Source organism: Candidatus Dadabacteria bacterium (assembly GCA_026705445.1).
Lineage (GTDB): Bacteria > Desulfobacterota_D > UBA1144 > Nemesobacterales > Nemesobacteraceae > Nemesobacter.
This window is the reverse complement of the sequence record JAPPAR010000024.1, coordinates 1-11,173: the sequence shown is the minus strand read 5'-3', so window position 1 is coordinate 11,173 and position 11,173 is coordinate 1. Positions and strand designations below refer to the sequence as shown.

Annotated in this window: 6 protein-coding genes; 2 read left to right on the top strand and 4 right to left on the bottom strand. The window is 52.6% G+C overall.

Annotated features, from left to right (window positions below):
• The coding region (locus OXG75_06005) for a hypothetical protein (GenBank protein ID MCY3625524.1) at positions 1–4,144 on the bottom strand (4,144 nt) is incomplete at its 3' end.
• 868 nt (positions 4,145–5,012) lie between these two features.
• Here OXG75_06005 and OXG75_06000 point away from each other — a divergent pair.
• The gene (locus tag OXG75_06000; protein MCY3625523.1) at positions 5,013–5,369 is read left to right on the top strand and encodes a histidine triad nucleotide-binding protein; all 357 of its coding nucleotides are present in this window, start codon (positions 5,013–5,015) and stop codon (positions 5,367–5,369) included.
• 31 nt (positions 5,370–5,400) lie between these two features.
• On the opposite strand, the gene ileS is transcribed toward OXG75_06000, so the two are convergent.
• The 3 genes from ileS to OXG75_05985 form a co-directional block, all read right to left on the bottom strand.
• Positions 5,401–8,220 carry an isoleucine--tRNA ligase gene (gene ileS / locus OXG75_05995; GenBank protein ID MCY3625522.1) on the bottom strand — a complete coding sequence of 940 codons (2,820 nt, stop codon included), beginning with the start codon at positions 8,218–8,220 and terminating at the stop codon, positions 5,401–5,403.
• Between the two features lie 71 nt (positions 8,221–8,291).
• Complete coding sequence (locus OXG75_05990) at positions 8,292–8,627, bottom strand: hypothetical protein (protein MCY3625521.1); 336 nt, start codon at positions 8,625–8,627, stop codon at positions 8,292–8,294.
• 134 nt (positions 8,628–8,761) lie between these two features.
• Positions 8,762–10,090, bottom strand: coding sequence for a hypothetical protein (locus OXG75_05985; protein ID MCY3625520.1), 1,329 nt, complete (start codon positions 10,088–10,090; stop codon positions 8,762–8,764).
• Positions 10,091–10,232: 142 nt separating this feature from the next.
• Here OXG75_05985 and OXG75_05980 point away from each other — a divergent pair, with 142 nt between their 5' ends.
• Positions 10,233–11,102: a DUF547 domain-containing protein gene (locus OXG75_05980; GenBank protein ID MCY3625519.1), complete on the top strand. Its 870-nt coding sequence runs from the start codon at positions 10,233–10,235 to the stop codon at positions 11,100–11,102.
• The last annotated feature ends 71 nt before the right edge of the window (positions 11,103–11,173 follow it).

Genomic DNA, 11,173 nt, shown 5'->3' with positions numbered 1-11,173 from the left:
TCTCGCTGTCCGCCTCGCCGATGGTGGCTGGCGACACCGTCAGCGTGATGCCGGTAGGCGTGGCGTCATCGTCTGTGATTGTTCCTGTGGCTTCCGCATCCGAGATTGTGCCGCCTACAGCATCTGTAAGTTCCACAACAAAGGTCTCGTTGGCTTCGTCAAGAACGTCCTCGGTGGTGGCGACCGTGAAAGTCTGGGTTTCCACCCCCTTGGCGAAGCTGAGCGTAGTGGCCGTAGTCACCGGGGTGTAGTCACCGGTCGAGGCCGCGTTTGCCCCGGTGTCCGCCTTGGTGTTCCACTTCACCGAAACTACATTGTCCATCGCCCCCGAGCGGGTCACGGTGAAGGTGATCGTATCGCCCTCGGAGGCGCTTGCGTCCGCGACGGAAAACGAAGGCTGCGTATCATCGTTTTTTATCGTACCCGTGGCGCTTCCTTTGCCTGACTCGATGGTCACACCGGTTGCCGGATCATCCTGCGCCTTCGCCGGGCTGCTCAGCACCGCCTTAAACGTCTCGTCAGGTTCAAAGAGATCATCCTCGGCGGTTGCCACCATAACCGTCTTGCTCGTCTCCGTGGCTGCAAAACTGAGCGTCCGCGAAGAAAGGGCAGTATAGTCATCCGTATCGGCTGCCTTTACTCCGTCGCCTGAATCCGCCTGGGTTGCGATATCGACGCTCACGGCGTTCCCCGCGGCGCCGGCCCGGGTTACGGTGAAGGTGATCGAATCGCCCTCGTTTGCTTCGCCCCCGGTAACGGAAAAGCTCGGAGCATCGTCATTGTCGGTGATTGTGACTTCTGTCCCGGTCACGGTGAGAGAACCTGAGGATCCGGTCACGTCGATGGTCTCATCCGGTTCGTCCAGACTGTCATCCACCGGAGTCACCGTGAAGGTTCCGCTCCGGCTCGCCGCCCCCGCGGCAATGGTCAGGGTGACGTCGGACACCGCCGCATAGTCCGCCGGGGAGTCGGCCGTATCGTCTGCCACGCTCACGATGACGGTCTTTGCGTCTTTGTAACGCGTAACGCCGTTCACCGTCGCGGTCACGGTTACCGACGTGGCCCCTGCGCCCTCGCCCACCGTGCTCGGCGTGCCCGCGGTATCGCCGTTGGTGTCCACGCTAAGCGTGATGCCGGTAGGCGTGGCGTCATCGTCTGTGATTGTTCCTGTGGCTTCCGCATCCGAGATTGTGCCGCCTACAGCATCTGTAAGTTCCACAACAAAGGTCTCGTTGGCTTCGTCAAGAACGTCCTCGGTGGTGGCGACCGTGAAAGTCTGGGTTTCCACCCCCTTGGCGAAGCTGAGCGTAGTGGCCGTAGTCACCGGGGTGTAGTCACCGGTCGAGGCCGCGTTTGCCCCGGTGTCCGCCTTGGTGTTCCACTTCACCGAAACTACATTGTCCATCGCCCCCGAGCGGGTCACGGTGAAGGTGATCGTATCGCCCTCGGAGGCGCTTGCGTCCGCGACGGAAAACGAAGGCTGCGTATCATCGTTTTTTATCGTACCCGTGGCGCTTCCTTTGCCTGACTCGATGGTCACACCGGTTGCCGGATCATCCTGCGCCTTCGCCGGGCTGCTCAGCACCGCCTTAAACGTCTCGTCAGGTTCAAAGAGATCATCCTCGGCGGTTGCCACCATAACCGTCTTGCTCGTCTCCGTGGCTGCAAAACTGAGCGTCCGCGAAGAAAGGGCAGTATAGTCATCCGTATCGGCTGCCTTTACTCCGTCGCCTGAATCCGCCTGGGTTGCGATATCGACGCTCACGGCGTTCCCCGCGGCGCCGGCCCGGGTTACGGTGAAGGTGATCGAATCGCCCTCGTTTGCTTCGCCCCCGGTAACGGAAAAGCTCGGAGCATCGTCATTGTCGGTGATTGTGACTTCTGTCCCGGTCACGGTGAGAGAACCTGAGGATCCGGTCACGTCGATGGTCTCATCCGGTTCGTCCAGACTGTCATCCACCGGAGTCACCGTGAAGGTTCCGCTCCGGCTCGCCGCCCCCGCGGCAATGGTCAGGGTGACGTCGGACACCGCCGCATAGTCCGCCGGGGAGTCGGCCGTATCGTCTGCCACGCTCACGATGACGGTCTTTGCGTCTTTGTAACGCGTAACGCCGTTCACCGTCGCGGTCACGGTTACCGACGTGGCCCCTGCGCCCTCGCCCACCGTGCTCGGCGTGCCCGCGGTATCGCCGTTGGTGTCCACGCTAAGCGTGATGCCGGTGGGGGCTGCATCGTCATCTGTCAGCGTGACCGAGGTGTCCGTTACCGTCACACCCTCCAGCGTCCCGACCAGGCTTATCGTCTCGCTGCCCTCGTGCAGGTTGTCATTTGTGGGCGTCAGCGTGAAATCCACATAACCACTCGAGGCCCCCGCATCAATTTTGATAGTTCTCTGCGTCACCGTCGCGTAGTCCTCCCCATCAGTGGCAGTGTCGTCGTCCTTGCCGACGGCGAGGGTGATGATCTTGTCCTCGTCGAACTGGGTTGAACCGTCGAGAGTGGCGGTGACACGCATGGTCTTGGCCCCTCCGCCCTCCGCTATGCTTGTCTGTGTATTGTCCGTTGCGGTGTCGGCGTCGACGGTGAGAGTGAGAGTGGTCGGCGCGGCATCGTTATCCGTCAGGGTTATGGTTGCGTCGGTAACCGTCAGTCCCGTCAGCGTGCCGCCAAGGCTGATCGTTTCGTTTGCTTCGTGGCGGGTATCGTCAGTGGGTATAATTGTGAACTCCACATAGCCGCTCGACGTGCCTGCATCGATCGTGATGCTCTTCTGCGTCACATCACCGTAGTCCACCCCCTCAGTGGCGCTGTCGTCGTCCTTGCCCACATCCACCGTTACCGTCTTTGCCTCGGGGAAAGTAGAACTTCCCTCAAGCGTCGCCGTTACCCGCACGGTCTTCGCTCCTCCGTTTTCGGCCAGGGAGTCTTGGGTGCCACCCGTGCCAGTGTCCGCATCCACCGAAAGCGTAATCGCCGTGGGAGTAGGGTCATTATCTATAATCGAGAGAAATAGAGGGTTTCCCCTTACCTCAATCTCTGTTATGTCTCCTGAGAAGGTACCAGAAGTGGAGAGATTCTCATCGATGGATATTTCTAACTCCTCTGTACCTTCATGCAAATTATCCTCTTTTGCTGTCACCGTTACTCTGCATGTCTGACGGTTGGTACAGTCAATGAAGTTAACAGGGTTTGGTGATGACGGGGTGAAATCTGCATTTTGTACAGCTCCGTTAGAACCATTTGGTGAATACTTAAGTAAGGCTCTTAGATCGGTTTCTGTGAATTGTATTCCGTCAAAACCATCAGGGATGGAATTCGGTTCAGTCGCAAGAGGTCGAGACAGATGTACTTCAAATGTCGCCTCTCCATTATTTTCAGAAATGGTTCTAGCGCTTAACCTCCTCAAGGAGATACCGATCGGGTCGTCGTCACGTATTGCGACTGCAAGCTTGCTCCTGTCTCCCTCGGTGAACCCATCCGGTAGCATATCTCCCAGTTCAATTAACAGACCTTCATATTCGTTCTCGTTTGCTGAATCATCTGTTGTTCTAAGGGTAATGGAACCCGATGTAGAGTCCTTTCCAATCGTAATTCTCCCCGGGAGTGTGAAGTCATTCGTAGCTGCACCCGAAAGGAGTCTCCATGTAATAGGAATGTCGACACTTTCAGGAGCACGAACTGGGAGCATGGCTTCTACAGTAGCCGTTGAGCCTTCCGATAGAATGAGCTGGGTTCTTCGCCCCGACCCTGAAATTCCTGCAAGATAAACGGGGATTTCATTCCCGCCTCCCATATCTGTACCCGTAATTGTGAATGCAATATCAGCCCTACCCCTGATATTGCTGGAGTAGCTATCTTGTGAAGATATTTCAATACTAAATTCTTCATCCGGTTCGTCAATCATGTCATCGGATATCGTGAATGTGCCGGTTCTTTTTTTATCTCCAACGGGGATTGTTATAGTCTTAGAAGAGGGATCCTGGATATCAAGATTTGTTGCGCCGCCAAACCCTGTTTTTGTTGTGGCGGTGTGTTTATCTGAAAAGGAATATCGATATGCAATCGGATAATCAAGGTCAGCCCCGCCCGAGAGCGTAAAAACCAAGGAAACGGTATCTCCCTCGTTGGCTTGTGTCTTCTGCATACCGTCAACTTCTGTTCTAATTCTAAGCGTCGGTTTATTGCCATTCTCCGGGATCGTGATCTTCTTTGTGGCAGTTGTGCCACCGCCCTTAATCTCTAAAGTAAACCGCTCATTCGGTTCATAGTAATCATCGCGAATCGTCCTTACCGTGACTTGGATAGATTGATTACTTCCATTTGCCATACTTAAAGTGCGAGTGTTGCAACCACTTATTTCATAATCCGTATTAGTCCTATTCATGTAATAACTTTGATTTGTCGTTCTACAATTTATTTGCAAGTCTTGTGATATATCACTTACACTCACAGTGAAGGTTCCAGACGAACCTTCTGGTATTTCGCCGGATCCAGATATAGTGATTTCAGGTTTAGTCTGTGCGACGGCTTCAGGTGCTAGTGCCGCAATAATCGGGAGCAACAGGAACAGAAAACCAAGAAGAGTCTTTGTAATTGCCCCCGCAAAAAGTCCTGAGGGTGGATTTGCTCTTACTGGTTCAGATTTTGATAATGGGGTCTGTGAATATGGGGGGGGGGGTAAATCCTACAAACAGAACCGTCCGTGACATAGGGTGGGGTAAAACTTGATACTTCTCCTGATGCAGAAAAACCATCTCTTTTCTTGACACTCATAGAACTTCAATTTCTGGTTATTCCCCACGGTCTATGCTCAGCAAATATTGATTTTTATTTTACTATATTAGCCCGCTCTGCGCAATGCTGTGTTTTCATGCTTGCACGGTAGTTCTTATCCGCATTTCGGACAGAAATTTCAGGTGGGATAAATACTGGATGAACGGTTCCCCGACAGCTTCAGGCAGTTATGGCTTCTGTTCCCGACCGAGTGGAATTTTGACATGCCCACAGAGTTAATGGACAATCAAGTTATGGGTACGATTTTCACGCAGATAATAAACCGGGAGATTCCAGCCGATATAGTCTATGAAGACGAAACGTGTCTTGCCTTCAGGGACATAAATCCCCAGGCGCCAGTCCATGTTCTTCTGATACCGAAAAAGCCGATAGTCTCAATGGCCACTGTCGGGACGGAGGATCAGACGGTCCTGGGACACCTTATGGTCAAGGCTTCGGAGATAGCTTCATCTCTCGGCCTCGGCGAAAACGGCTACAGGCTCGTGGTTAACACGAACGAGGACGCGGGACAAAGCGTTTTTCATCTGCATATACATATCCTCGGCGGAAGAAAGCTCACCTGGCCTCCGGGATAGGATTCGCCCGGGCGTCGCCGCGGCAGACGGATTAAAGCCCGAGCGCAAGCGCGTCCCTTTCGCTTAGAAAGTTTCCGTTCTGCCTTTTCCTGACGGTCTCCCCCCTCTTCCAAGAACGCTCGCATCTGGGTTCAGAAGATATATCGGTAAGCTCCACAAGGATTTCATCCCCTTCAGTGACCCTGAACCTGCTCACTCCGCAGAGATCTTCAAGTTCCCCCTCGAACTTTTTTATCTCGCTTAAAAGCTCCCCTCCGACCGTCAGGTGAACAGACGCATCAAGGGGATTGCTTATGCACCCCTCCCCTCTTGCTTCCTCAAGAGCCTTTAGACACCGTTTTCTTATGTCCATGACATCGCTCCATATCCCTTCTGCCGGAACTCTTCTTACCCGGGGGAATTCTTCGAGATGCACGTTTGCCTCAGGGTCTTTTCTAAGGGATTTCCAGGCTTCATAGGAGGTGTGAACCAGTATTGGGGCCAGGAACTTTATTATTCCCTCAGCTATTTCGTACATGACTGTCTGGGAGCGCCTTCTTTTCCTGCTGTCCTTTCTCTCGCAGTAAAGCCTGTCCTTTACGCAGGCAAGATAAACCGCGCTCATCTCGTTTGAGCAGAACGAAAACAGAAGATCACTTGCCTTTTTGTATTGAAACCCACTGTAGGCTTCTGAGGTCTCCTCGGCGAATCTCGTGAACTCGCAGTGAGCCCAGCGATCGATCGAGTACCTGTCCTCCTCGTCCATCTCGACTGCGTCTTGCTCTGGGTCAAAATCGCTCAGGTTTCCCAGGAGAAACCTTATGGTGTTCCGTATCTTCCTGTACTCATCCGCCGCCACGTCAAAAAACTCCCAGTCGACCTTTATATCGTTTGAATAGCTAAGGGAGCTTACCCACCATCTGCATACATCAGCCCCGTACCTGCCCAGTATGTCCTCTACATCAATGGCATTGCCGCCTGACTTACTCATTTTCCTGCCGCGGGCGTCAACCATGAACCCGTGGGTGAAAAGCGCACGGAAAGGGCTCTTCCCCGTTGCTCCGAGGGCAACCAGAAGCGATGACTGGAACCATCCCCTGTGCTGATCCGATCCCTCAAGGTACATGTCCGCTGGGTATCCGAGATCCCTGGCTCTGAGCACCGAATTCCAAGACGAGCCCGACTCAAACCACACGTCAAATACATCACCGCCTTTTAAAAGCTTCTCCATATCCTCTTTTGACCGAAGCCAATCCGGGGCTTCGGGGTCGTCTTTCGGATCATAGTCACTAAGAAGCTTGAGGGGCTCTGAGAAAAACCATACGTCAGAACCTTTCTCTCTTATTCTTTCTGAAACAGCCGCAACCATTTTCACGGTCATAACCGCCCTGCCTTCTCCATCCGTGAAGTACGGAAGCGGAAGCCCCCATGATCTTTGTCTGGATACACACCAGTCGGGTCTTGACTCAAGCATGCCGCCAAGGCGGCTTTTTCCCCAGTCAGGATAGAAATCAATGTTTTTTGCGACTGCGTCAATGGCGATTTCCCTCAGGGTCCTCCCCGTTTCGCCAAAGGGCTTGTCCATATGTATGAACCACTGATCTGTCGCTCTGAATATGGTGGGAGTCTTGCTTCGCCAGTCATGCGGATAGCTGTGGACATAGGGTTCAGAATGAAAAAGGTTTCCGGAATCCGAAAGTCTCTGCGTTATTATTTCATTGCTTTCCCAGACCCCTTTTCCTTTTAACCACTGCGGCACCGTATCGTCAAAAGTACCATCCTCCCTGACAGGACAGTAGATATCAAGTCCCTCCTTAAGACCAGTTCTGTAGTCTTCATCGCCGTGACCGGGGGCTGTATGGACACATCCGGTTCCGGTTGTGAAAGTCACGTAATCGGCCGTTACCACTGCTGATTTTCTCTCGATAAACGGGTGGTTGCATGATACGCCCCGTTCTGAGAACTCTTCTCCCAGGCAGGAACCGACTTTCTCGTAGTTCCCTTTTCCCGATTTCTCGAAAACTTCTTCGCAGAGAGACTCGCCGATAATCAGATTCTCACCCTCAGGGGACCTGTAAAGACCGTATTTTCCTTTCGGCGCCACAGAAATGGCGAGGTTCGCCGGAAGGGTCCAGGGCGTTGTAGTCCATATCATAAGGCACACCCTCTCGCCCTGTTTTGCGTTAAGGGACGGGGGCAGTGCCGCCGGGTCGTCAATTTCAAAGAGCACGTAGACGCTTTTATCCTTTCTTTCGTGGTATTCGAGTTCCGCCTCCGCGAGGGCTGTACGGTTTTCAATTGACCAGTGGACAGGTTTTAAGTCCCTGTAAACAAGTCCTTTTTCAAGCAGTTTCGAGAATGCCTCAAGCACTCCGGCTTCATAACCGGGGGTCATCGTCAGGTAGGGTTCCTTGTAGTTGCCAAGAGTGCCGAGACGAATCATTTGCTTTGACTGCATCTTTACGTATTTTGCCGCGTATTTGCCGCAGCTGCGTCTGATTGAGAGCGCCGGCATGGCGGAGGCGTCTTCCCCCAGCTCTTTTAATACCTTGTGCTCTATCGGGAGGCCGTGGCAATCCCAGCCGGGAACAAAATCCACGTTGAATCCTTCCATTATCTTTGAGCGTACGACCAGGTCCTTTAGAACCTTGTTAAGCAGGTGCCCCAGATGAATGGGCCCGTTTGCGTAAGGGGGTCCGTCATGGAAAAGGAACTTTTCGCGGTTTCGGTTCTTTTCGCGGATTTTTTCAAACAGGCTCTCCTTTTCCCAGGATTTCTGGATGAGAGGCTCTTTTTGCTGCAGGTTGGCCTTCATCGCGAAATCTGTTCTGGGAAGATTAAGGGTGTCTTTGTAGTTTGTTTTCTGCTGCATTTATTTGGTAGGCGTATTTGCGGCTAGTCCGGGGAAGGGAGGTCTCCGCTCAGTTCACCTGCAGTGAATTATCAGACACTATCGAAAAAAGACTCAAATTCCTCAAGCAGGGCGTTTGAAAACTCCACCCACTCCTCCCATTCATCCATGTAGTTTCTTGATTCATCGACTTTTTTCTTGACGATTATTCCGTTGTTGAATTTTTCCACAAGAAAATACCCGACTTTCTGGAGTTTTTTTTCAAGCATTGAAGAGTACTTGTGAAGAATGAGTATTTTTTCCTCTTCGGCCTCTCTGTACTCCGCGATGAAATAACCGTTATTCTGGGGGGAAGGCATATCCATTGTCACATGCTTGAACATGGTCGGATTTATGTTCTCTGCCTTCATTGATATGTAGAGTTCCATTCTTACCTCCGCCGGAAAATTCTACAATATTTCTCAGATAATTTCTTGGAAGAATTTTGATTGCGCACCCGGATTGAAAAAAGCGGATCTCGAACGATTCCGGAATTTCCTTGCTCAAGGCCTCTGGCTTCGGTTTAATTTTCATTCCGCTCCCTGGCCTTTTGTCTCCGGTGGCGGAGCAGGTCGTATCCTGCCGCCAGCAGAATCGGGACAAACTCAAGTGGACGCACCCATATAGGATGCTGGTACGGTCCCATTGCGTAGTCATTAAGATTAAGCCCGGTTACGTAACTTGCAAGCACGAAAAGCGACGCTGTCCACGCCCAGGCACTCGGGAAAACCGCGGCAAAGGGAAGAAGCCAAAGCAGGTACCACGGATTGATAACCGGAGATACGGCAAGAAGCGCTCCGTATATCCAGTCTCCGCGGGGTACGGTTCCGTCGCTTTTTCGGTACTTAAGGGCGTAGGATATCCACAGGGTGCCAAACCCGAGGCCGAGTATGAACTTGGTCTCAAACAGTCCCAGGGCGGCTGAGAGAAAACCAAAGAGCGCCGAGTTAAACTCCCACTCCCGGGCAAAGACCGCAAATGACTCCATGTCGGTTCCGCCGCTTAAGAAAAACGGAGCGTAAAGTCCCACAAACACAGCCGCAGACAGTATCCAGTACCTCGGTGCAGCGCGGAGGAGCACCAGGGGAACCAGAAGCAGCGCGAACACCTTGGCCCCGGCAGCCATTCCAAGGCAGACAGCAGCGCTTTTCCATCGGGATTTTTTTGAGAGAACAATCGCGGCCACAAGAAGACAGACCCCTGCCCCGTCTGGGTGGGCCGTAAAGGCTATTTCCTTTACAACAAGGGGACACCACGCATACAGCATGACGTTGCGGGCGGATGCAAGACGAAAAAGCAGGGCTATTGTCACAAGATCAAGCCCTATCAGAATTACTTGCAGAGCCGTTACGCTTCCCGGGTGAATCAGGTAACCGAGCAGAAAAACGAACTGGGTTACGGGGGCGTAAATGGTCGGCAGTCCGGGATTGTTTATCCGGTCGAGAATTCCCTGGAACAACTGCGGAACCGCCGGGTCAGCGAAAAAGGCTTCAGGAGCCACTCCGTAAGGCGAGCCGGTCGTGGCGAAACGGTAGCCGTCCCAGAGATACCTGTAGAAGTCATCCTCGAAAAAGGGTCCCCCAAAGAGTCCGCAGATCCTGAATACAGCCGCCCAGAGAAACACGCGGCCAAACGGGAGACGCTCCCCCCTGCCGGAAGCATAAAAATAGAGAAGAAATACCGGCAGCCCGGCGCATGCCGCGAGTAGAAAAAAAAGCGGCAGAGCGGGTTCTCCGTGCTGGCGGGCCAAAAAGGCAAGAGCACAGTAAACCGCGGCACACCAAAACCCGACTATGTCAGTCCACCGTCTGATTGCGGCTGAGGGTCGAGCTCCTTCGTTCAGAGCAGACATGGAGGTTTCGAGGAAGCCGGGAAATCGCTTTTAACTTTTAAGGGCGGTGTTATCATTACAACCTAATTTATAACACGCAAACCAGTTTTTTTCACAGTTCGCATAAACCGGCTAACGCCATACAAGGAGAGAATATCCCTATATGAAAACAAACGGCGCTGCCAGACACCTTAAAGCAGCGGTTCTTTTCTTGCTTGTTTCTGTTATCTCGCCTGCTTCGTTTCCGAATATTTCCCCCGCATCGGCCAAGACCGTGCAGATTTCGTTCTGGGACAGGGAAAACGAGGCAAACACGGAGAAAATTGACCACGTTTCATGGCAGCAGATATTAAACGCTTACCTTGAGGTTGACCCTTCGGGTGTAAGCAAGTTTGATTATGCCTCACTCAAGGCAGACGCCGGGGACAGGGCGAAGCTTGCGGAGTATCTTGGATACCTGCACCGCATTGACCCAAGAGACTATTCAAAAGCCGAACAGAAAGCCTACTGGATAAACTTCTACAACTCCCTTACGGTGAAATTAGTGGTGGACGCCTACCCGGTTAAGTCCATACTTGAGATATGCAGAGACCGTGTTTCGGGTTCGCAGTGCTCTGGTCCATGGAAAGAAACCCACGCGAAAGTGGCCGGCCAGAACCTGACTCTTGATAATATTGAAAACGGTATCCTCCGTCCGATCTGGAAAGACAACCTTATTCACTACGGCCTGAGCTGCGCGAGCTACGGGTGTCCCAGCCTGCTAAAGACGGCTTTTTCGGCGAAAAACACGGAGGGGCTGCTGGCTGCCGCGGCGCGGGAATACGTGAACCACCCTCGCGGGGTAAGCTTCATCGAGAACGATCTGATCATTATCTCGAGCATCTACAAGTGGTATTCAGAGGACTTCGGTAAAAATGAGCAGGACATTATAAGGCATCTTCAAAGTTATGCGGATAAAAAGCTCACAGAGCGGCTTAAAAACTTTAAAGGGTCGATAGATTACGAGTATGACTGGAGTCTTAACTGCCCCTGATCCCGAACCCCCCCTTTCCTGACTTCGGCAGATTTTCAATCAAAAAGGGATAAGTTGTGACGTAAGCATCT